Source organism: Candidatus Palauibacter sp. (genome assembly GCF_965208055.1).
Classification (GTDB): Bacteria; Gemmatimonadota; Gemmatimonadetes; order Palauibacterales; family Palauibacteraceae; genus Palauibacter.
Genome location: NZ_CBDBNY010000004.1, coordinates 3285475 through 3308640 on the forward strand (window position 1 = coordinate 3285475; position 23166 = coordinate 3308640).

Annotated in this window: 16 protein-coding genes and 1 tRNA gene; 10 read left to right on the forward strand and 7 right to left on the reverse strand. The window is 66.7% G+C overall.

All coding sequences use genetic code 11. From position 1 onward, the window contains the following. Positions 1-157: 157 nt before the first annotated feature. Entirely contained in the window at positions 158-541 is a 384-nt protein-coding gene (locus ACOGXI_RS14525; protein ID WP_419939534.1) for a BlaI/MecI/CopY family transcriptional regulator, read from the forward strand. After that, positions 538-3135, forward strand: coding sequence for an SUMF1/EgtB/PvdO family nonheme iron enzyme (locus tag ACOGXI_RS14530; protein ID WP_419939535.1), 2598 nt, complete (start codon positions 538-540; stop codon positions 3133-3135). Before ACOGXI_RS14525 ends, ACOGXI_RS14530 begins: the two co-directional genes overlap by 4 nt. On the opposite strand, the gene ahcY is transcribed toward ACOGXI_RS14530, so the two are convergent. Both ahcY and ACOGXI_RS14540 read right to left on the reverse strand, forming a co-directional pair. Then, entirely contained in the window at positions 3132-4586 is a 1455-nt protein-coding gene (ahcY, locus tag ACOGXI_RS14535) for an adenosylhomocysteinase (protein ID WP_419940216.1), read from the reverse strand. The genes ACOGXI_RS14530 and ahcY overlap by 4 nt on opposite strands. 65 nt (positions 4587-4651) lie before the next feature. After that, complete coding sequence (locus ACOGXI_RS14540) at positions 4652-5608, reverse strand: ArsR/SmtB family transcription factor (RefSeq protein WP_419939536.1); 957 nt, start codon at positions 5606-5608, stop codon at positions 4652-4654. Between the two features lie 145 nt (positions 5609-5753). Here ACOGXI_RS14540 and ACOGXI_RS14545 point away from each other — a divergent pair. Together ACOGXI_RS14545 and ACOGXI_RS14550 are read left to right on the forward strand one after the other, a co-directional pair. Next, positions 5754-5827 (forward strand) — tRNA-Pro (locus tag ACOGXI_RS14545). A gap of 53 nt (positions 5828-5880) precedes the next feature. After that, positions 5881-7446, forward strand: a complete 1566-nt coding sequence (locus tag ACOGXI_RS14550; RefSeq protein WP_419939537.1) for an amidohydrolase family protein — start codon at positions 5881-5883, stop codon at positions 7444-7446. 21 nt (positions 7447-7467) lie between these two features. On the opposite strand, the gene ACOGXI_RS14555 is transcribed toward ACOGXI_RS14550, so the two are convergent. Then, positions 7468-9414, reverse strand: coding sequence for a CocE/NonD family hydrolase (locus tag ACOGXI_RS14555; protein ID WP_419939538.1), 1947 nt, complete (start codon positions 9412-9414; stop codon positions 7468-7470). 169 nt (positions 9415-9583) lie between these two features. On the opposite strand from ACOGXI_RS14555, the gene ACOGXI_RS14560 reads away from it, so the two are divergent. The 6 genes from ACOGXI_RS14560 (at position 9584) to ACOGXI_RS14585 (ending at position 17209) form a co-directional block, all read left to right on the forward strand. After that, complete coding sequence (locus ACOGXI_RS14560) at positions 9584-11722, forward strand: hydantoinase/oxoprolinase family protein (RefSeq protein ID WP_419939539.1); 2139 nt, start codon at positions 9584-9586, stop codon at positions 11720-11722. Further along, the gene (locus tag ACOGXI_RS14565; RefSeq protein ID WP_419939540.1) at positions 11719-11925 is read left to right on the forward strand and encodes a hypothetical protein; all 207 of its coding nucleotides are present in this window, start codon (positions 11719-11721) and stop codon (positions 11923-11925) included. Before ACOGXI_RS14560 ends, ACOGXI_RS14565 begins: the two co-directional genes overlap by 4 nt. A 6-nt stretch (positions 11926-11931) precedes the next feature. Then, a complete protein-coding gene (locus ACOGXI_RS14570; RefSeq protein ID WP_419939541.1) occupies positions 11932-13371 on the forward strand; it encodes a sodium:solute symporter family protein in 1440 nt (479 codons plus the stop codon). After that, positions 13358-15118, forward strand: coding sequence for a hydantoinase B/oxoprolinase family protein (locus tag ACOGXI_RS14575; protein WP_419939542.1), 1761 nt, complete (start codon positions 13358-13360; stop codon positions 15116-15118). Before ACOGXI_RS14570 ends, ACOGXI_RS14575 begins: the two co-directional genes overlap by 14 nt. Continuing rightward, entirely contained in the window at positions 15115-16293 is a 1179-nt protein-coding gene (locus ACOGXI_RS14580; protein WP_419939543.1) for an NAD(P)/FAD-dependent oxidoreductase, read from the forward strand. The genes ACOGXI_RS14575 and ACOGXI_RS14580 overlap by 4 nt, the downstream gene beginning before the upstream one ends. 145 nt (positions 16294-16438) lie before the next feature. Then, entirely contained in the window at positions 16439-17209 is a 771-nt protein-coding gene (locus ACOGXI_RS14585) for a DUF5131 family protein (RefSeq protein ID WP_419939544.1), read from the forward strand. 6 nt (positions 17210-17215) lie between these two features. On the opposite strand, the gene ACOGXI_RS14590 is transcribed toward ACOGXI_RS14585, so the two are convergent. From ACOGXI_RS14590 to ACOGXI_RS14605, 4 genes are all read right to left on the reverse strand, one after another. After that, positions 17216-18454: an RNA-binding domain-containing protein gene (locus ACOGXI_RS14590; protein WP_419939545.1), complete on the reverse strand. Its 1239-nt coding sequence runs from the start codon at positions 18452-18454 to the stop codon at positions 17216-17218. Positions 18455-18456: 2 nt separating this feature from the next. Continuing rightward, positions 18457-21183: a TrlF family AAA-like ATPase gene (locus tag ACOGXI_RS14595; RefSeq protein WP_419939546.1), complete on the reverse strand. Its 2727-nt coding sequence runs from the start codon at positions 21181-21183 to the stop codon at positions 18457-18459. Between the two features lie 415 nt (positions 21184-21598). After that, positions 21599-21925, reverse strand: coding sequence for a DUF1499 domain-containing protein (locus ACOGXI_RS14600; RefSeq protein ID WP_419939547.1), 327 nt, complete (start codon positions 21923-21925; stop codon positions 21599-21601). Between the two features lie 51 nt (positions 21926-21976). Further along, entirely contained in the window at positions 21977-23143 is a 1167-nt protein-coding gene (locus ACOGXI_RS14605) for a hypothetical protein (RefSeq protein WP_419939548.1), read from the reverse strand. Positions 23144-23166 lie beyond the last annotated feature (23 nt).

The following is a 23166-nucleotide window of genomic DNA, read 5'->3' on the forward strand; positions in this document are numbered from 1 at the left end:
TGGCCGGTAGGCGACCCCTGCCCGCGGGTGACGCTGAAATTTCAACGATCCGTTGATTTTCCCGCATCTTCACCCCATCATGATGGGCGTCGTGGTGCGTCGGCGGGCGCCCGACCGCGCTGATCGAATCCGCCAAGCCCCGGGAAGTGAGGCCGCATTGACCGAACTCCCTCCGCTCAGCAGGCGAGAGCGCGAAGTCATGGACATCGTCCACGAGTTGGGTGGAGCCGCCGCCGCACGTATCCGCGAGCGAATGACCGACCCGCCCAGCGATTCGGCCGTCCGCTCGGTGCTGAGAATTCTCGTCGAGAAGGGACAACTGTCAGCCGAGTGGGACGGGCCGCGGTACGTCTACTCACCCACGGTGTCAACGCATCGAGCGCGAAGTTCGGCCATGCGGCATGTCCTCAAGACGTTCTTTGGGGGCTCGGTAGAAGGTGCAGTCACCGCGCTGCTTCAGTTGGAGGACAGCACGCTCACCCCCGATGAGCGTGCGCGCATCAGGGCGCTGATCGACCGGGCGTCCAAGGAGGGGCGATGATGGACTCGCCGTTTGACCTCGGCTCTCTCAGCATGCCCGGCCTCGTGATCAAGGCCACGATCCTGCTCTCGGCGGCATTGGCGTTGACGGGCCTCGCTCGAAGCGGGCCTTCACGGGTTCGTCATCTGCTGTGGACCTTGACCTTCGGCTTGCTCCTCGGCCTGCCCGTCCTGAGCCTCCTCGGCCCTGCATGGGAGGTGCCTATCCTGCCTTCCTCAAGCAGCGCGCCCCAGCGCCTGCCCGCGCAGGGCCGTCCGGCTCAGGGCGCCGCAGGCGGTGTTATCATCATCCGGCCCACACCTGACGCCGCAGTGCCGGACGCGGCATCCGCCGCGGAATTCACGGCCGGCGCGGAATCCACTGCCGCCCCGGCGAAGGAGCCCCTGTCGCCAGCGCGCTCGATCCCCCTTCCACTTCTGCTGTGGGGCATCGGCTGCACCGCCGCGCTGGCATCGCTGACGGTAAGCGCGGTTCGATGTTCCAGACTTGTGCGGGCGGCAAACCCGCTTCGCGACCCAATCGCGCTTCGGGAAGCGGAAGCGATCCGCCGCCGGTCGGGGATCCGCGGCCACGTTCGGTGCTTCCTGAGCCCGGCAGTCACCACACCGATGACGGGCGGCCTGTGGAAGCCTGTGGTCCTGTTCCCCATGTCGGCGGCGGCGTGGTCCTCCGAGCGGTGGAGGGTTGTCCTGATGCACGAAATGATTCATGTGCGCCGCCGCGACGTGCTCCGGCAGTTCATCGTCCGGGCCGTGCTCGCGCTTTATTGGTTCCATCCCCTGAGTTGGGTCGCGGCACGGCTCGCGGCGAACGCGAGCGAAGAGGCCTGCGACGAAGAGGTGTTGGCGCTCGGCATCCGCCCCTCGGCGTACGCGACACACCTTCTTTCTGTGGCCGAGGGCGTCAGGGCCCATCGGTCGGTCTTGTCTCTGGCCATGGCCCAGCGCGCACACTCGCGGCTGGAGAGCCGAATCGCGGTCATTCTCGAACCACGTCGACCGGGTTGGAGCACGATTGCCACAGCGCTTCTGGTTACGGCGCTCGGCGGAGTGGGGGTCTCGGTGGCCGCTGCCCACCCGGTCCACACCGCCCAGTCAAACACCGTATCCGCCATCGTCGAGGCGCGGATCGGGGACACGGGGTTGGACGACGCGACCGAGGAGTCCCTCTTCGGCGACGCGATGTCCGTGGCCGCTGATCCACAAGGGCGGCTAAACGTCGCCGATCGCCTTTCGCCATCGATACAGGTGATCGAGCCCGATGCCACGCCCGATGCCACGCCCGATGCCGACCGTGTACCGGCCAATGGGTTGCTGGCCGGGATGCCCTTGGTCGCCCGCTCCGTCCCGCCCGCCGCTCAGTGGGGATCGGCGGCGGTCGTGTGCGTGGGGAGCGAACTGCAGACGCTGGACAGTTCGAGCCCCGTTCGGCGCGTCATCAAGGAGGACGTGGCTGTCGTTTACCGGGTCGGCGTCCAGGACGACGACCGGGAGGGGATGGAACAGTCCCTTCTTTCGGAACTGGGGGACCTTGAAGAAGCGTCGTGCACATGGTCGAACCCCGGAGACCGCTACGTCGTGATCATCCGGTACACGGGGGCGATCCGGCGCGACCTGACGCTGGATCCGGATGACCCGCGGTTCCAGGCCTTCGCAATGGGCTACGGGGCGAGCGCCGAGGCGGCGGAGGAGAACGCGACGAGGGATGCCCGTTTCTCGACGTACGCCGACGAGAGCGGCTACGAGGTGCTGGTCGCGGAAAGCTGGGCCGTGGCGGACGGCGTTGCTGCGGGCGCGGACCCCGGTGCGGCGGCTGCGCCCAGCGGACAGCCCGGCGCGCCAGGGCTCTCCTCGGGGACCGAGTTCAGCGACTGCGAGGCCTGCCCCCGGATGGTGGTCGTGCCGGCGGGGACGGTCACGATGGGTTCGCCGGCGTCGGAGGAGGGCCCGCTTGACCGAGCGGGGCCGCAGCGCTCGGTCACGATCCCCGCGCCATTCGCGGTGGGTGTGCACGAGGTGACGTTCGCCGAGTGGGATGCGTGCGTACGCGCGGGCGGCTGTGGCGGCTACGTGCCGGACGATCGGGGCTGGGGACGGGGAAGCCGCCCGGTGATCAACGTGAGCTGGGACGACGCCCAGGCGTACGTGTCGTGGCTCTCGCAGCAGACGGGCGCGCGCTACCGGCTGTTGAGCGAGCCGGAATGGGAGTACGTGGCGCGGGCGGGCTCGCGGACGGCGCGCTACTGGGGGCAGAGCGAATCGAGCCAGTGCCGTTACGCGAACGGCGGAGGTCCGCGGTGCGACGACGGATATGACTTCACAGCGCCCGTGGGGTCGTTCGCGCCGAACGGGTTCGGGCTGCACGACGTCATCGGCAACGTGTTCGAGTGGACGCACGATTGCTGGAACGGACGTTCTGCTGGCGCTCCGGCGGAGGGGAGCGCCTCGCAGTCTGGAGAGTGTGGACGTCGCGTGCTCCGCGGTGGGGCTTGGGACTACTACCCGTGGGACGTCCGCTCCCCGATCCGGGGCCCGATGCTCTCCGGAGGCCGGTCTATCAGCCTCGGATTCCGCGTTGCCCGGGCGCTCAACTAATACCGGTAGTGGTCGGGCTTGAAGGGTCCGTCCTTCGGCACGCCGATGTAGTCCGCCTGTTCCGTCGTCAGTTCCGTGAGCCGCGCACCCAGGTGATCGAGGTGCAGGCGCGCCACCTTCTCGTCCAGGTGCTTCGGCAGCATGTAGACCTGGCGCTCGTACGCTTCGGGGTTCCGCGCGAGTTCGATCTGCGCGAGCACCTGGTTCGTGAAGCTCGCGCTCATCACGAAGCTCGGATGCCCCGTCGCGTTCCCCAGGTTCAGCAGGCGCCCCTCGGACAGGATCAGCACCGAGTGCCCGTCCTCGAACACGAACTCGTCGTACTGCGGCTTGATGTTGTTCCGCGTCACGACGGCCTTCCCGAGTCCGGCCATGTCGATCTCGTTGTCGAAGTGGCCGATGTTCCCGACGATCGCCTTGTCCTTCATGCGCGCCATGTGATCGGAGGTGATCACGTCGCGGTTGCCCGTCGCCGTGATGAAGATGTCCGCCGTCTCGACCACGTCCTCGAGGGTGCGCACCTGGAAGCCCTCCATCGCGGCCTGCAGCGCGCAGATCGGGTCGATCTCCGTCACGACGACGTGCGCCCCCTGGCCCTTGAGCGCCTGCGCGCACCCCTTGCCGACCTCGCCGTAGCCGCACACCACTGCGGTCTTGCCCGAGATCATGACGTCGGAAGCGCGGTTCAAGCCATCGATGACCGAATGACGGCACCCGTAGATGTTGTCGAACTTCGACTTCGTCACCGAGTCGTTCACGTTGATGGCGGGGAACAGCAGCGTCCCCTCCGACGCCATCTCGTACAGGCGGTGGACGCCCGTCGTCGTCTCCTCCGACACCCCCTGGATGGCGGGCGCCGTGCGTCCCCACCGTCCGGGATCCTTCGCCGCGATCCGGCGCAGTGTCTCGAGGATCACGCCCCATTCCTCCGGCTCCGTCTCCGGATCGAAGTCCGGAATCTCCCCCGCCTTCTCGAACTCGAGGCCGCGGTGGAGGAGAAGCGTCGCGTCGCCCCCGTCGTCGACGATGAGGTCCGGGCCCGAGCCGTCCGGCCACAGGAGCGCCTGCTCCGTGCACCACCAGTATTCCTCGAGCGTCTCCCCCTTCCAGGCGAAGACCGGGATCCCGCGGGGGTCGTCGGGCGTCCCGTCGGGGCCCACGGCGGCGGCTGCTGCCGCATGATCCTGGGTCGAGAAGATGTTGCAGGAGACCCAGCGCACGTCCGCGCCCAGATCGGCGAGCGTCTCGATGAGGACGGCCGTCTGCACGGTCATGTGCAGAGAACCCATCACCTTCCGTCCCGCCAGCGGCTGGGCGTCCCGGTACTCGGCGCGGACCGACATCAGCCCCGGCATCTCGTGCTCGGCGAGTCGGATCTCCTTGCGGCCCCACTCCGCCAGGCTGAGGTCGGCAACCTTGAACGGAAGCCGGCCGGCGGCGGTCTCGGTCATGTCGTGAAGCACGGCGCTTTCCATCGTCTATCTCCTTCGGTGTTCAGGCAGGGTTCAGACAGCTCTCAGACAGCTTTCCGGGCGGTGGCGGCGAAGAGCGCCGGCCCCGACGCCTCGGGCTCCGGGGCGAGTGGAATGTGATGGTACGCTTCGAGGCCGGCGAGACGCGTCCAGTCCCGCATCTGATCCTCGGTGAAGCCGGGCCAGAGGTGGCCCATGGTCTCGCGGTATTCGTCTCTGTCGTGCGCGCGCATGTCCAGCACGAGCAGGCGTCCGCCCGGAGCGAGGGCCCGGGCCGCTTCGCCCAGCACCCGTCCGGGGTCCACCGCGAAGTGGAGGACGAGCATCAGGATAGCCAGGTCGAGTTCCGCGTCGTCAACCGGGAGCGACTCCAGCTCTCCTTCGCGGACCTCGACCTTCTCACGATCGCCCAGCCGGACCTCGGCCGCCTGCAACATCTCCGGCGACCTGTCGACAGCGATGACCCGCTTCACGAAGGGCGCGATCATGTTTGCGAGCGTCCCCGTCCCCGTGCCGAGGTCCCCCACGACCCACTCCGGATCGAGTAGCCCGAACAGCGCCGCGAACCGTGCGTCCCGTCCGAACAACTCGTCCCTCAGCGTGTCCCACCTCGTCGCGGACTCCGAAAAAAAGGTCGCAGCCCGCTCACGGCGCTCGGCGAGTATTCTCTCGGCCCGTTCCGCATCGTCCCGGATCCAACGGGCGCCGGCGAGACTCCCCTCCGCCAGCTGCCAGAGTTCCCGGGCCCCCGACTCGAGTTCGCCCTCCATCCGGTAGTACCGGGTCTTCCCCTCCTGCCGCCGGCGCACCCAGCCATCATCGGCGAGTACCCGCAGGTGACGCGAAACCGTGGACTGCGGCAGCTGCAGGACGGAGACGAGTTCCGACACCGTGAACTCGTTACGGTCCAGCAGGGTGAGAATCCGGAGCCGGTTCTCATCCCCGAGGGATTCGAAGCGGGAGAGAAGGTCCCGTGTCGGCGCCGGCACTTGCGTGATCATCGTATCCATGAATCCGAATATATGGATATGACGATGTTGGCGCTACGCTCAGTTCCTCAATCCCGGCCCGAGGCGGTTCGTGGGCCGGGCCGTTCGGCCGTCAGCTTGACCCTGTCACGGTACAAGCTAGCTTCACGGTCCACATCGGGGCGTGGCGCAGCCCGGTAGCGCGCCTGAATGGGGTTCAGGAGGTCGCGAGTTCAAATCTCGCCGCCCCGATTTTCTTCAAGTTGCAGCACCTCGGTTTTATCGTCTTCTGCGGAGTCTGGACCATGGGCTCACGATCGGTCGTAGCGACGGTCGCCTTTATGTCCCTCCTCTCCTGGCCGACTTCAGCCACCGCGCAGGAGACTTCCGCGCCGCTGGCGATCGTCGGGGCGACGATCATCGACGGAAACGGAGGCGCCCCCATCGCCGACGGGACCCTCGTCATCGAGGGCGATCGAATCGTCGGGGTGGGCGATCGCGCCTCGGTGGCTGTCCCCGAGGGTGCCGAAGTCATCGACGGGAGCGGCAAGTTCGTCACGCCGGGCTTCGTGGACACGAACGTCCACATGTCGCTCGCCTTCGGGCGCGGAGGGCGCGTCGAGGAGCACGCCGCGTACTGGGCGCACCACGAGCAGATCATCCTCCAGGGACTTCAACTCCACCTCAAGCACGGAGTGACGACCGTCAGGGACAGCTACGGCGTGCTGCGTCCCATGCAGCGGGTCAAGAAGAAGATCGACTCGGGCGAGGAGATCGGCCCGCGCACGTACCTCGCCGGCAACATCGTGGGGTGGGGCGGCCCCGCCTCGGAGACGTTCGCCGGGCTCCCCGAATCGGAGATCAGCTTCTTCGCCGAGCGGATGAACGACGAGGTCACGCTCGGGAGCGGCGAAGAGATGATGCACATGACGCCCGACGAGCTGCGGGTCGCGATCAACGCCTACCTCGACCACGGGCCGGACTTCATCAAGTACGGCGCCACGCACCACTTCAACTATCCGGCGGGGATCTCCTTCTCGCCGCGGGCCCAGCGGGTGATCGTCGAGGAAACGCACAAGCGCGGCCTCGTGGCCGAGACCCACGCCACGAGCCTCGAAGGCCTGCGCCTCTCGATCCTCGCCGGGATCGATCTCATCCAGCACCCGGACAACGTCGGGAACCGCACGATCACCGATGAACTCGTCAACCTGATCGTGGAGCGCGACATCGTGTGCTCGATGCTCATCAACCAGTTCACGGGCCCGAGCTGGCAGTTCCACGTCCGCAACATGGAGCGCGCTCGGGAGGATCTCGCCGAGGCTCAGGCCGCCGACCGCCAGCGACGCATCCCCCCGACGACCGCGGAGATCCGCCGCCGCGTCCAGGACACCGGTCTTCCGCAACCGGGATCCGTGATGGAGGGGCGCTATACGACGAAACGGACAAACGCGAAGAAGCTCATCGACGCCGGCTGCATCGTGACCGTCGGCACCGACAACACCCTCTTCGGGCGCGGCGGCGTGGCCGCGGACTTCCTGCGCGAGGAGCCCGAGAACATGGAGCACCAGCTGCCGGGCCTGGGCACCATCTTCGCGATCGAGGGGCTGGTCGAACTCGGCATGACACCGTCCGAGGCGATCGTCGCCGCCACGAAGAACGGCGCCATCGCAAGCAAGGCGCTCGACGAATACGGCACGCTCGAGACGGGGAAGGCGGCGGACATCGTCGTCCTCGACGCGGATCCGCTCGCCGACATCGCGAACATCCGCAAGCTCTCGACGGTCATCAAGGGCGGTCGCATCATCGACATCGACGCGCTCCCGACGAACCCGATCGCCCTCGACTGGACCGCCGGGGCGCCGAAGAGGTAGCGTCGCGGCTCGGCCGTTAGTTCAGGGCATCAGGGGCAGCAGCACGTGCGAGGCGCTCCCGGCCTCGTGGTGGACCGTGTTGTTCGCGACGCGCCACCGGCGGTCGCGCGGATCCCCGGTGTTCCGGTTGATGTCGAAGTTGGGGAAGCTGCTGCTGTAGACGTCGACCCGGATGCGGTGTCCCGCCTTGAAGAGGTTGGCGGCGGGTTCGAGCGGAAACTCGAGCCGGTAGACCTCTCCCTCCTCCATGAGCACGGACTGCTCGAACCCGTCCCGGTAGCGCGCGCGGAGGATCCCCTCGGACACCGGGAACGCGTATCCGCTCGGATAATCCGGGCTCGATGGATGGACGTCGAGGAGCTTCACGTAGAAATCCGTGTCCGGCGCGTCGGATGAGATGAAGAGGACCGCCGTGATGTCTCCGGCGATCGTCAGATCTTCGGGGAGCGGAGCGGTCTGGAACACGAGCACGTCCGGGCGGGAGGCGATCGGCATCCCGGGGATCCCGTGGCCGGGCAGCGTCTCCATCTCGATCTGGTCGCGCGGGCCCATCCCCTGGAACCCGAACTCGAGCGCCGGGCCGTAGGCCACAATGCAGCGGCCGTTGCTGGAGACCGTGTTGCGAGGGTCGTAGGTGTAGGTCGTCGTGGAGGACCGGACGGAGGGCGCCTCGGGGGCGAGCGCTCCGCTCTCGTGCAGATAGAATTCGGTGGGCCGGGCCGCGGCCGGAGGCCAGTTCTCTTCGTAGCGCCACTCGCCGCCCTGGTTGATGCGGCCGTTCTCGGCCTTCCGCCCGTCTCCCCCGCCCATGATGAAGTACTTCGCGGGCGCCCACACGTCGGCGCTTTCGTCGCCCTTCAGCCAGCGGTCGAACCAGCGCAGTTCGAGGTTCAGGTAGTCGTCGTAGGTCACGATCCGGGCGCCCTCGGTGCCGAAGTTCACGTCCCCGATCGACGACGCGAAGTTGTTGTGGGTCCAGGGACCGATGAGGATGTGCTGGTTCTCCCGCCCCATGTCGACCATCGCCTGATAGCCGTCGCTGATCGTGCGCGGATACCAGTCAAACCAGCCCACGACCCACAGGATCGGCATGTCCGGGTAGGACTCGAAGTGCTCGTCCATCCCCAGACCCGGCTGTCGCCAGAAGTCGCTGTAGTCGTAGTTCTCGAAGTAGAGCTGGAAGGCGGCCTCCTCGTACGTCGGCGCCAGGCTGAGGGGCGTCTCTCCGCGCCGCCAGGGGATGCGCGAGGCCCAGTCGAGGAAGGTCTGCCCGGTCCGCATCTCATCGATTGCCTCGGTGATCTGCGGGTTCGCCCGCGCCTCGTTCCCGTTCGACGCGACGGACAGAATCCACTGCAGCAGCCCCAGACCCAGGGCGCCGCCGCACTTCATGCTGTAGGTGTAGGCGTTCGTCGGTCCCTCGTACGGGATCATCGTTTTTAGACCGGGCGGGTTCAGCGTCGCGGTCTCGAACTGGACCCACGCCTGGTACGACACGCCGTACGTCCCCACCTGCCCATCGCAGGACGGGTGCCGGGCCACCCACTCCACCGTGTCGTAGCCGTCCTCCGGCTCCTGCACGAAGGGGAAGAAATCGCCCGGCGAGTTGAAGCGCCCCCGGCAATCCTGGACGACGGAGACGTACCCGTTGCGCGCGAAGAACATCGCGTGCTCGATCGAGATCGGGCGCATCTTGTCGTACGGGGTGCGCGCGAGGACGGCGGGGAGCGGCTCGTCCAGCGGGACGCCGTCTACCGCGGGCAGGTAGAGATCCGTCATGAGTTCGAGGCCGTCCCGCATGGGGACCGGCACGTCCTTCACGATGACGACATCTCCATCGGTCTCAGCGGCGAGTCGGCTCTCCGAGGCTCGGGTGCTCCCCGCGAGCGCCTCCGGGTCGAACGCAGCTCCCAGCCCCGCCATCCCCGCTCCGGCCAGCCCGGTTCGAACGAACGATCTGCGGTCCATGCGGCCTCCTCCGGCGGGTGTGCGAGGGAACCATCGACGGCGGCGGACCCTCGATTCTCAACTTACGGATGTCGACCACAGCGTCCAGACGTGGCGGGCGGCGGCGCATCCGGCCGCGTACGGCGGCGCCTTGTCAGGGGAAACGCCCGCATCGAACGTTGGAAGCGCGATGACGGGCAACCAGTTCCACCTCGGGATAGATGTGGGCGGCACGTTCACGGACGCGGTCCTGATCTGTGAAGAGACCGGGCGCATCAATACGGCGAAGGTCCCTTCCACGCCCGCGGATCCCTCCATCGGCTTCATGGCGGCGGTGGCGCGCGCGCTCGAGAAGAGCGGGGTCGATGCCGGAGCCATCTCCCACCTCGTCCACGGGACGACGGTCGCCACGAACTCGCTCATCGAGGGGAAGACGCCGAAGACGGCCTTCGTGACCACCGACGGTTTCGGCGACATGCTCGAGATCGCCCGCCAGGTCCGGCCCTCGCTCTACGACGTCCACTTCGAGAAGCTCCGCCCGCTCGTCCCGCGCGACCTGTGCTACGAGGTGCCGGAGAGACTGGACGCGGCGGGCGGCGTGCTGAGGCCTCTGGAGGAAGACGCCGTCCGGGAGATCGCCGCGGCCCTGCGAATGCGAGATGTCCGGTCCGTGGCGGTGTGTCTCCTGCACGGCTACGCGAACCCGGCGCACGAGGAGCGGGTGGCGGAGATCCTTCGCGAGGAGGATCCGGAGCTTCTCATCTCGCTCTCGTCGAGCGTGTGCCCGGAGTTCCGCGAGTACTTCCGGGCCAGCACGTGCGTGATCAACGCCTGCATCGTCCCCGTGGTGGCGCGCTACCTCGCCGGGATCGAGGAGGGGCTGGGGCGGGCCGGTCTCGATGCGGCGCTACTCGTCATGCAGTCGAACGGCGGGGTGCTGACCGCGGAGCAGGCGGCGAGCAAGCCCGTGTTCATGGTCGAATCGGGTCCGGCGGCCGGCGTGGTCTCCGCCAACTTCATCGCGGGCCAACTCGGCCATGCGGATCTGATCTCGTTCGACATGGGAGGGACGACGGCCAAGGCCGGCCTGGTTCTCGATGGCCGCCCGCGAGTCACGAAGGAATACGAGGTCGGCGCGCAGGCGCAGCCGGGGCAGGGAATGACGCGCGCCGCCGGCTACCCCATCCGCACGCCGGTCATCGACCTCGTGGAGGTGGGCGCGGGCGGGGGAAGTCTCGCCTGGGTGGACGCCGGAGGAGGGCTCCGCGTGGGACCCCGGAGCGCGGGCGCGGACCCGGGGCCGATCTGCTACGGGAAGGGTGGGACGGAGCCGACGATCACGGACGCCAACCTCGTGCTCGGCCGGCTGAACCCCGACTACTTCCTGGGCGGCGAGATGGCGCTCGACGTGGACGCGGCCGCCGCGGGCATCCGCGAGAGGTGCGCGGAGCCGCTGGGGCTGGACCCGATCGAGGCGGCGTACGGGATCATCGAGATCGCGAACGCGACGATGATCAACGCGCTGAGGCTTGTGACCGTGCGCCGGGGCAACGACCCGCGGGAACTGACGATGGTCGCCTTCGGCGGCGCCGGGCCGCTGCACGCGAACCGGCTGTGCATGGAGATGGGGATTCCGGCGCTCGTGATTCCGCCGAGTCCGGGGACGGCTTCCGCCCTGGGCCTCCTCGTCACGGACCTGAGGCACGAGTTCTCGCGTACGCGGGTCGTGGCCGCCGATGCCGCGGACACCGGGCGGATCCAGGCGCTCTTCGAGACGATGGAGGAGGACGGCCGACGCACGCTCCGGCGCGAAGGCGTGGCTCAGGAGGACATGGAGTTCCGGCGCGGGATCGAAATGCGGTATGCCGGCCAGTCGTCCGAAGTGGCAGTGACGCTGCCGCACGACGGCACGGCCGGGGAGGCGGACGCGGGGTTGGACACTGCCGCGCTGGCCAAAGCGGTGCGCCGCTTCCACGTCGAGCACGAGCGGGCCTACGGGCACGGATACCCGGAGCAGCCCGTCGAACTCGTGAACTTCACCGTTACGGCGATCGGCAGGATCGCCCGGCCGCGCCTTCCGAGGATCGACTCGAACGGAAAAGGCGTCCCGGACGGGCAGCGGGGGAGGAGACCGGTGTTCTTCTCCGGCGAGGACGGCGGCTTCGTCGAGACCGCGATCTACGACCGGGCGCGCCTGCGGGCGGGCCATCTTGTCGCGGGCCCGGCGATCATCGAGGAGGTCGACTCCACCACGCTCGTGCATGCGGGGTATCGCGCCGCCGTGGACGAGTTCGGCAACCTCCTGATCTCTCCGGGAGACGCCTCGTGAACGGGTCGGATGCGCGCCGGGGGCGCCCCGACAGCGACGCGGCGGACCCGCAGGCCGCGGACCCGACGGCCGCGGACCGCCCGGAGCCGGCGCGCATGGATCGGATCGCGCTCCCGCGCCTCAACCCGTGGCTGGTGCTTCTCATCCTCGTGCTCCTGGGCTTCGGCTACATCGGGCTCTGGGGCCGGCTGCTGGGAGGGTAGCCGGGGATGGACGGAATGCAGGGGGCTCAACTGTCGTGGTGGCTCATCGGGGCCTACCTCGCCCTCATGCTCGGGGTCGGCCTCTGGTTCCGGCGGCGCGTGCGCTCGGTCGAGGACATGGCCGTGGCGGGGCGGCATTCGGGGGTGTGGCTCATCGCCTTCTCCGTGGCCGCCACCTGGATCAACGGGACGACCCTGATCGGGATCTCGGCGCTCGGCGCGGACTTCGGCCTGGATGCCTACTGGAGCGGCGGCTCCTTCATGCTGGGAACGATCTGGATCGCGTACTTCATCATCCCGCGGCTGTGGGAGACCGGGGTCATCACCATCCCGGAACTCTTCGGCCGCTGCTTCGGTCCGCGGCACCGGATCGTCTCGCTCCTTCTCGTCATCCTCCGGGACATGGGCGTGACGGCGGGGACGATCGGCGCGCTGACGCTCGTCACCACCGCGGTGCTCGGCATTTCCGTGGCCGAATCGCTCCTCCTCTGGCTCGGCGTCACCTCCGTCTACGTGTTCCTGGGCGGCATGTGGGCGGTGATGGCGACCGACGCGATCCAGTTCTTCATCATCCTGGCCGGTTCGATCGCGGTGTTGGTGGCGGGGCTCGCCGCCGCCGGAGGACTCGGCGAGCTGAGCGCCGACCTCGATCCGGCGCTGATCGACATCTTCGGGCGGGCCGGCGTCACCCAGGTCCTGGCCTGGATCGTCATCGGCCTCGCGATCACGGGCGCGTACCAGGGGTTGATCCAGCGGGGATTCGCGGCCAGGAGCGCGGACGTGGCGCGGCGGGGGTTCCTGTACGGCGGGGTCATCGCATCGATCTGGTACATGACGCCGCCGCTCATCGGGATCGTCGCCCGGACCATCTACGGACCGGACTTGGCGGCCGAGGACGCCTTCGTCACGCTGGCGTTCGGGGCGGCGGGAGATGAACTGGCGAGCCTCGTCGTGGTGTGCGTGCTCGCGGCGAGCATGTCGACGCTCTCCAGCACCATCAACACGATCGCCTCCAACTTCACGCTGGATCTGTACACGCGCTTCATCGCCCCCACGGCGAGCGCCGCCCGGCAACTGTGGGTGTACCGCCTCAACGTCCTCCTCGTGGGGGCGCTCGCGGCGGTCCTCTACCTGGCGCTGCCGCTCCTCATCGAACTGTTCTGGATCGGGGGACGGATCATGGGGGCCTCGGTCGCCCCGTCGCTGATCGGGATCGTCCTCTTTCCCTCGCTCCGGCAGGCGCCGCGGACGGTGATGGCGGCGATGCTCATCGGAGCCGCGGTACAGACCGTGTGGCAGACGTTCGGGGCGATCCGCGAGGTGGGCGCCGTGGTCATCATCTGGGAACTGGATCCGATTCTGGTCGGACTGCCGCTCACGATCCTGATTCTGTGGATCGGGGCGCGTCTCGAAACTCGAACGGGGGGCCGAAATGCCGCAGCCTGAGAGCCGCGCCGGGGGGGCCGTGGATCCGGTCCTGTTCGAGGTTATCCGGAACGCGCTCGTCGAGGCGACGGAGGAGATGTCGGTCACGCTCCAGCGCACCGCCTATTCGACGAACATCAAGACGCGTCTCGACTATTCGTGCGCCTTCGTGGACGCGGAGGGACGGATGATCGCGCAGGCGTTCTGCCAGCCCGCGCACCTCGTGACGATCGGGCGGCTCGTCCCCCGCGCGGTGGCCGAGTACGAGGCCGAGCACGGGGAGGGAACGCTCGGTCCGGGGGACGGGCTGCTGGTCAACGATCCGCACCGGCAGGCGAGCCACCTCAACGACGTGTTTCTCATCACCCCCTTCTTCCACGAGGGCGACCTCGTGGGATACGTCGCCAACTGCTGCCACCACGTGGACGTGGGAGGCGGGGCGCCCGCGAGCATCGGGGCGTTCCGCGAGATCTACCAGGAGGGGATCATCCTTCCTGTGGTGAAGCTCTTCGACGGCGGCGACCTGGTGGAGGACGTGCTGAAGCTCATGCTCGCAAACGTGCGCGCGAAGAAGGAGGTGGCGGGCGACCTGCGCGCGCAGCAGGCGGCGAACGAGATCGGGCTGCGGCGGCTGTCCGCGCTGTGGGAACGCTACGGCGCGGAGATGCTGCGCTCCTACATGGGCCGCATGATCGAGTACAGCGAACGGCGGCTCCGGGCGGAGTTGGCGGACCTTCCGCGGGGAGAATTCGCGGCGGAGGGGTGCCTCGACGACGACGGGATCACCGGGGAGCCGGTCCGCCTGAAGGTCCGAATCCGCTTCGACGGCTCGACGGCGCGCTTCGACTTCACTGGGACGGACGCGCAACGCGCGGCGCCGATGAACTGCAACCTCACGCAGTGCTTCACGGCCTGCGTCTACGTGCTGAAGTGTCTGGTCGACCCCGACATCCCGCTGAACGAGGGCTTCTATCGCCCCATCGAAGTCGTCGCGCCGGAGGGATCGGCGGTGAACGTCCGGCCGCCGGCCGGGGTCGTCGGCGGATGGGAAGTCGCGATGCGGCTGTGCGACATCATGTTCCGGGCGCTCGCCGACCCCATGCCGGAGCGCGTGCCCGCGGGAACGAAGGGGATGATCTGCCACGTGGGGTTCGGGGGCGAGGATCCGGCGACCGGGGAGTACTACTGCTTCCTCGAGACGCTCGCGGGCGGGTACGGCGGGCGGCATGACGCCGACGGCCCGGACGCGGTCCAGACCCACATCCAGAACACGCAGAACGCGCCGATCGAGGAGACCGAACTCAACTATCCGGTGCGCATCCACGAATACAGCCTCGTCCCGGACTCGGAGGGGGCGGGCCGGCAGCGGGGCGGCCTCGCGCTCTGCCGCGAGTACGAGTTCGTGGGACACGAACCGACATTCACGACGCTGGCGGACCGGGCGCGGTTCCCCGCCCACGGCCTGCACGGCGGCGGCGACGGGAGGGTCGCGAGCTACCGGCTGATCTCGGGCGGAGCGGCGCGGGATCTCGGTTCGAAGGCGACGGTGCAGTTGGCCACCGGCGATCGAGTGCGGATCGAGACGGCGGGCGGCGGCGGGTTCGGGCCGGCGCACGAACGGGATCCGGAGGCCGTGCTCCGGGACGTGCGGGAAGGCAAGGTTTCGCGCGCCCGGGCGCGCGAGGCCTACGGCGTGGCCATCACGCCGCGGGAGTGGACGCTCGACCTCGCGGAGACGGGGAGGCTGCGCGGATCGCCGGGACGATGACGACGAAGGTGAAGACCGCCGATGCCGTCGTCATCGGGGGCGGGATCATGGGCGCGAGCGCCGCGCACTTTCTCGCCAAGAGGGGGTTCGGCCGCGTCGTCCTGCTCGAGAAGGGACGCCTGGCGGGCGTGAGCACGGGACATTCCGCCGCGATCGTCCGCACGTACTACTCGAATCCGATCACGCTCAAACTGGCGAAGCGGGCGCTGCACATGTTCGAGAACGACCGGGACCTGCTCGGCGGCGACTGCGGGTTCCGGCCCATCGGCTTCCTGCTCCTGATCGGCGAGCGCCTGCGCGCCGCCGGAGAGCACATCCTCGAGTCGGAGCGACGGCACGGGCTCCACGTCGAACGCCTCACCGTGGACGAGGTGGCCGAGCTGGCGCCTCCCCTCTCTCTGGACGGCGTCTCGTACGGCATCCTCGAGCCGCGCTCGGGTTACGCCGATCCCACCCGCACGACCGAGCACCTCGTGGCGGCGGCTCGTCCGTGGGGACTCGAGCCCCGCGTCGGCGTCGCCGCTACGGGCGTCCGCCTGCATGGGGATCGCGTGGCTGCCGTGGAGACCGAGGAGGGGACGATCGCGACGGATGTCGTCGTGAACGCCGCGGGCCCCTGGGCCGGTCGCGTCGGCTCGTGGCTCGGGCTCAGGTACTCGCTGCGCTGGAGCCGCGAGAGCGATCTGTTCGTGGAGAGGCCGGCCCGCTTCGGCGATCTCCCGGTCGTCTCCGATCCGGGTCTGCGCGTCTACCTGCGACCCTACGGCGACGACCGGATCATCGCCGGGCTGGGGGCGCCCAAGGACATCGAGTCCGTGGATCCCGACGAGTGCGGCCCGGGCCTCGATCCCGAGATGCGCGAGCGCATCGAGCGCCCGCTCTTCCAGAGGATCCCTGCTCTGTCCCGTGCCCGGCACCTGGGCGGCTACGCCTCGCTCTACACGATCACGGACGATTGGCACCCGATCGTGGGCGCGGAGCCCGGTCTCGAGGGCTACTACGCGTTGTTCGGTGGGAGCGGCCACGGGTTCAAGCTCGGCCCCCCGATCGGCGAAGCACTGGCCGACGTGATCTGCGGTGAGGCGCCGGAAATCGATCTCTCGCCCTTCCGCCCGGCCCGCTTCGTCGACGGCGAGCCGCTCACCTCCGCGTGGGGCGAGGGCAACCGCGGCTGACGCGTTGATTCGTGCTTGAAGGGCACGCGTATGTTGCCTACGAAGACATGCTTTCGACACAGGATCGAGGGTTGCGATCCAGGCGAGATTCGTCTTTTATTCGGTATCATCAGTTTCGAGATTCATTTGCAGAGGAACGCCACGCATGGGTGAACAAACAGCCATCGAGTGGACCGACGCCACATGGAATCCGGTCACCGGATGTACGAAGGTAAGTGCGGGCTGCGACAACTGTTACGCAGCGGCATTTGCTCGCCGGCGACTCAGGCACACCTATCTGGCCCGTCGACCCGAGGTTGAAACGGGGGAAAACGCGCAGGACCCCTTCGCCGTGAGGCTGTGGCCGGAACGCTTGGGGCAACCGGAACGCTGGGCTCAACCACGGATGATCTTTGTGAACTCGATGTCCGATCTCTTCCACAAGGACATCCCGGTCGAATACGTGCGCCGCATCTTTGAGGTCATGCTGGCCTGCGACCGGCACATCTACCAGGTGTTGACGAAGCGTCCGGCTCGGGCGGCCGCCTTCTGGGTGTCACACTGCGACGCATTGGGGCATACCGAGATCCCGGCGCACATCTGGATGGGTACATCGATCGAGAGCCAGAGAGTCGCCTACCGCCGCTCTCACCTGGCTCGAGTCCCCGCCGCAGTGCGTTTCCTTTCATGCGAGCCGTTACTTGGCCCTCTGAAACTCGACCTCGAGGGCATCCACTGGGTCATCGTCGGAGGTGAGAGCGGGCCGGGTCATCGACCCATGGCATTGAGCTGGCCACGCACGATCCGCGAGCAGTGCCAACGGAACTCCGTGCCCTTCTTCTTCAAGCAATGGGGCGGCCACACGCCGAAGGCCGGCGGCCGACTCCTGGACGGGCGGGAATGGAGCGGCTTCCCGATGGTCCTGAGTTCGCCCTAACGTCCGTTACTCGACGGACTCGATGGCTCCCCAAATGACGAGTCGCAACTCGCTATCGTCGACCTCGGTGTACTCCGGCCGTCGGCCCGACAACTCGTCGCTTGCGCTGAAGATGATGGGAACCCCGTCCCCGCGACGGTCCATGATATGTGACCGACTCAATGCCTCGTCGTTCGGAACTGGACAGCGAGCGAGCAGCGACACGATGAGTTCGTTCCGACTATATTGACGCAGTTCCATGCTGTCTGTAGTAAGCGTGTTTGCCAACCCGCCGGGCACATAGAATTCAAGGCGATCCATGAACATGTGAAGACGAATCCGTGCCCCGGCCATGGAGTAGTCTCGATGCGCGACTGCGTTCGCGACTGCCTCAAACACGGCTCGCTCACTAAACTGAGGAACATCGACCCGGCCCGTTCTCTTCGTCGCTCCGACCCGCATATTTCGCCTCACGAACTGCAATGCTCCGAAGATCTGGGAGTCAAGAGATCCACTAAAGTCCCTGGCATCGATCTGGTAGTTGACATCGGATCGCATCCCTACGTAGCTGACCGCCTGAATATACGCATGCGGAAGCCACTTCGTCGGCTCCCGTGTGCAAAGCAGTGCTCCGCTCACCGTAACCCTGGGGACGCCTTCTTGATCGTCCGCGACGATTCTGAGCTTGCGCGCCGTGGTCGTCGAGAGTTCCACATCTGGCCGCAGGAATCTGGACACCAACTTAGGATCCAGATCGTCGGGCGAGGAGCCGGGAATTGGTGTCTCGTCGAACCGGATTACTCGAGACTGGCTGCGCTCCTGAAAGAGACGCGCAAGTACCTCAGTCGCCAGTTTTCGTTTAGAACTCCCGACTCTCCGAAAGTAGCCTCTCGGACTTTCGTGAACGAACATGCTACGAGGAACGAGTACTACGATCACGGGCACTAGCTCGCCGTCGCTATTGGGCAACTCGACCTTGCTAATGTCGGCGTCGATCGGTGGTTTGATGGAATCGTTGCATATCTCCCTTATCCATCCCTCGACGTTGTCGAGCCGATCCATGGGAATTCCTAGGATCTCACGGCTCTTGTCTTCCACCCCCAACACCAGGATTCCGCCTCTTCCGTTGGCCAGAGCGGCCAGTTCATCTGCAACATCCTGCCTCTTTGGGTCTGTAACTCTGTCACCGGAGAGAAGAACCTGTTTCAGTTCCAGAGTCGAATCCTCGCCGAGTCGAATCCTGCGCGACAGGTCGTCCCAAGCCATCATCATACCGGCCATTCGGGTGGCATGATTCGTCGATAGCGGCGCTCGAATGCGTCTCGCCCCCCCTCCATGACTCGGCAGATCTCGTCTCGCACCTTTCGCTCCTGAAGTCCTCCCTCGCATAAGACACGGCTTTGGCCGTTTCCGGCCTCGAGAGAGAGTACATACTCGGCGTCTCCGTGGACCACGATGTTGGGGTTGTGCGTCACAACAATTACTTGGCGATGGCGCTTGGTCGTCCTCAACTGCTTGACGAGGAGATCGTAGATGAGCGTCGTGTCGAGATCGTCCTCGGGTTGATCGAGAATGATAGGTTCGGAACCATGACCAAGGACGAACGCCAAGAGGGCGGCCGTCTGCTGTCCCGGAGACCCCTGTGCGAGTGGTCTCCAACTCTTCCCCGGGTCCTTGAAGCGCACTTGTACCAAGTCTCCAGGCACATACAACGCGAGACGATCGATTCTCTCTGGCGGGACCTTCGCCAGCGCGCCCCTAAAGCGCCCATCTTGGGCGGGCCAAGAACTCGAGTCGTCCTTCAGAAAGGTACGGATGTCGGATACAAGTTTGTCCAAGTCCTCCCAACCCCACGCGCCCTCGGGGCCATCTTTGGGCATAATCCTGCGCGCAAGCGCCCTGCGATCCGCGTCAAACCGCTCGATTCCAAGAACACTTGTCAACTCGTCCTCGAGGTTGCCCGTATTGTCAAAGGGGACGATCGAGACGCGGATCAAATCGCTTGAAATGTCCCCGGCCAGTGATTGACGCCGCTCCGCCAGTTCGTGATGATGCTTCCGGTACAGTTCAAGAGCTTCGGCCGCTTCCAAGTCGAGGGCCTTCGCCTGCTCCCGCTCCCCCTTGAGAGTTTGTATCTCGCGCGTGATCCGGGCCGCTTCCGCCAGTAGCTCGCCGTATCCCGAAGGGTCCCGTATCCCTCGTTCGGCAAGCTCCGCGGATGCTCCGCGAAACGCTTCTTCGCTTGTCCGGAACGCCTCTCTCCATCGTTCGCCGTCTTCGCCTTTGACGATCTCCATGATGGCCAGCGATGTGTCGTTTGCTGCTGCCTGCACAGTTTCCTTGAAGCTCTCAACCGCACGTCTCAGAGCCTCGTGGACGATCTCGAGGCTAGCCCATGAGTCATCGGAGGAATCGTTTCGTGCGGCCGGTAGATCCGCCACCGTCAGGTCGCTGGCTTCGACTCGAACGGCGTCCACATCGCGGATGGCGGCCTCTATCACCGCCCTCCACGTATCGTCCTGCTGCTTCCGTTTTCTGTAGTCGCTCAGGTGTCGGGCCTGTCCACCTTCCTGAAGGTAGTCCAACTTGCGCTGGATATCGCTAAGCTCCGCCTCCCGAGCGTTCACATCCTCGGCCCGCGCCGCTGCGGCGCGAGCCTGGGCACGGAGAGAAAGATATCTTGACCTGAGCGTCTCGATCTCGCGGTGCTTTTCAGCGGCTTGGACGGTTGGACTGGCATCAATGATCGCCAACAGAGCGTTCGGATCCTGGGCAAGTGAAAAAAGCTGCTTTTGACTGTAGATACGCACGGGGAACCGGTCCGGGATACCACCTTGCTCGGGCGTGCTTCCGTCTGCTCCCAATCGACAGATGGGCTGAGCTGTTCCATCACGGCTCCAAGACAGGGCGAACCGCTCGCGGTGTTTCTGATAGATGACTTCAACAGAGGTATCCGACTCCAATAGCCCTTCTGCACCGCGGGAGCGAGGCTTGTCCATCCGGCGGTCGAAGTGTGCCCGCAGGGATCCTTCTTCACCACGGCCGCTGCGACCGAGTTCCGTTTCCCGCCGGAGGACCTTGCGGCAGAGGTCGACGAGCGTCGATTTGCCCGTCCCCCTGCCACCGATAATAGCGTTCAGCCAAGGATTGAACTGCACGGTCACGGGGTTCGGCCGCCCCATGAACCGCGCGTTGCGAACGGTGATGCTCTCGATCACCAACTCTCCACGCCGCGAGTTAGGATCCACTGGATCATCACGCAGGGCGGTGTCGAGTGACGGAGGTCCGTCTAGGAGTGCCAGGCGCAAACCCTCAAGATCCGGACGAGTCATCTTCACCCAAGTGAAGCGCCGCCCAATCTCTTCGAGACTGTGGGCATCGGAGGACCACAGCCGCGCGATCTCTCTCCCAACCTCGCCCTTGCTTCCATCAAGCCAGGATTCGTCCAGTTCTCGTGACGGGTCCACCTCCACTGCCGCCAGATTGGGGTTCTTCAGCACCGCAAGTCGCTGTTGCCCGTCGTGCTCGGCTAGGAGCCCCTTCGGGCCGTTTGCATGCGCACCAAGGACTAACGCCTCCGTCCCGAATTGATCGAGGATCTGCTCAACGCTCAGCGTGGAGCGCGCGTCTTCCCTGTCGCGCGCGTCAGGGGGCACCCCCGCTCTGGAGAGGAGATCCTCGATGTCCTCTTGCCGGGAAGTGCGGTCCGACAGAAGGATCAAGTGCACCCCGTCATTAGCCGTCAACTCAACGCCGGGGAACAGGACCGGAGGATCCCTTGCCTCCTCCATGGCCGCATGGAGTTCCGTAACGGCCGCTGCGGTATTGTGGTCGGTTATGGCGATGGCATGCAGACCCGCATCGCGGGCGGCTTCGATCCAGCTCGGCCAGTCCGGATCTCCGCCCCAATCCGGGACATCGTGGGATACCGGCGAGTGGATGTGCAGATCAAGGCGCCACCAGCGCGAGCCCGGCCAGACCCAATCTCCGTTCATTAGCTAGCTTCCCCCCAGCTCCCCAAACCGCATCGATACTTCTCGCGAACTGCTCTTCCTCGGTCGACGACAACCCAAGATAAGGTCGCCTCGAGAATCTTTCAGCAACCCGACCAAGTCGTCATGGAAGCAACACAGGGCTCCTCCGACTAGGGCCGAGGTCGGCACTCTCGCACGGTCGGACAGGTTCAGGTCTGGAGCTGAAGGAGGTCATCTGCTCTCCGCCGCGGTTGTCGGATCGTTCTCGCACTGCTTCTCATCTGAACTCGGCGGAAGCCGGACGGCCGCTCGGTCGCGCCGTGTCGCCGGGGGCTGAAGCCCTGGGCCCGGCAGCCGGGGGAGGCCGCACCGGCATAAAACGGGAGGCGGCCGATGGGGACTCGCTGCTCACTGGCCTACGGGCTCGCCGCGCTCCTCACTGTTCGGAGTTGATCGCTTCGAGCTCCCTGCGCACTCGCTCTACCCTCCGCCGGTTTACCCCGAAATCGTAAAGGCCGACGCGCGATGTCGACCTGACATGGGCGACGCCGTCCGACGGACACCACCGGAACTCGAGATCGTCGCGGAACCCCACTCGAGTCCTGCAGACGGCGTGCAGGTAATCGTCCGTCGCCGTCACGATACGGGTACGTGGCATGGCGGCCACGACGTCCCGAAGGCGCCGAAAGAGTGTGACAGGGTCTCCTGACGTGTGAAACGGCGCCACCCGGTGAATCCACCACTCACCAGGCTCGCTGCTCACATGGTCGTGCCTGAGCCGTCCGAAACGGGCGTGTCCCAATCTCGTTCCGTATCAGCGGGGGGTGAAGCGCTGGACCCGGCGGCCGGTGGAGGCTTCGCCGACGTAGATGTTGCCGCGGGAATCCACGCTCATGCCGTGCGGGCGCAGGAACTGGCCCACCTGGCGCCCTCCGCGTCCGAACTCGCCCACGATCTCGAGGTCGCTGCGGCGCAGGATCCACACCTTGTGGTTGGTGCCGTCGGCGAGGTAGAGCCAGCGCTGCTCCGGGTCGGGCGAGAACGCGACGACGAAGGCCGAACCCGAGGCGCGCGTCAGGGGCGCCACGATCCTCTCGGCCTGGAACGCGCCGGTCTGGTCGAACACCTGGATCCGGTTCCCGCGGCGGTCGGCCACGTAGATGAGGCCGTCGTTGGATCCCGCGAGTCCGTGGACCGTGGAGAAATGGCGGGGCGGCTCCGAATCCGGCCCGCGGCCCGAGTAGTCGTACTCGTACGTGTCGTCCGGCGGCTCGCCGTAGGCGCCCCAGTGGCGGAGGTAGGCTCCGGTCTCGCCGTCGAAGACCACGACGCGGCGGTTCCGGTATCCGTCGGCGATGAAGACCTCGTTGTCCTCCGGGTCAACCCAGATGCCGGCGGGGCCGCCGAGAAGCTCCGTGTCATCGCTCCCCGCGTTCTCGTCGTAGCGGCCGATGGTCATGACGAGGTCGCCGGAGCGGGTGAACTTCATGACGCGGTGGTGCCGGTAGGTGCCCACCCACACGTAGTCGTTGTGGTCGACGAAGATGCCATGCGCGTTCCGTGGAAACTCCGAGATGTCCTGGGTGGCCGGGTCGCCCCAGCCCTGAACCACGTTCCCCTCGGGGTCGAACTCGATCACGACCGGGGCCGGGACGCAGCAGGCGCCGATCGGCGGATCCTGTACCGCAGACGTCTCCTCCGGGGTCAGCGTCTCGGGGAGGTGCGTGACCCAGACGTGGTCCCGCGCGTCGACGAACACGCCCGTCACCGAGCCCATGATCCACAGGTTCGGCATCTCGCGCGGCCAGCCCGGATCGACCGCGAACGACGGCACGCCGGTATCGCTCGTCTCGCCGGACCCTCCCGCCTCCGGGTTCGCGCATGCCGGAAGGAGGGCCGCAAGTATGATGAGCGCGAGCGCCCCGACCCCGGTTTCCGCGCGATTCCTCGCCGTCCCCGCGCGCTTCATGCCGTTTCGCATGGCCGTCCTCCTGGTCTTATCCG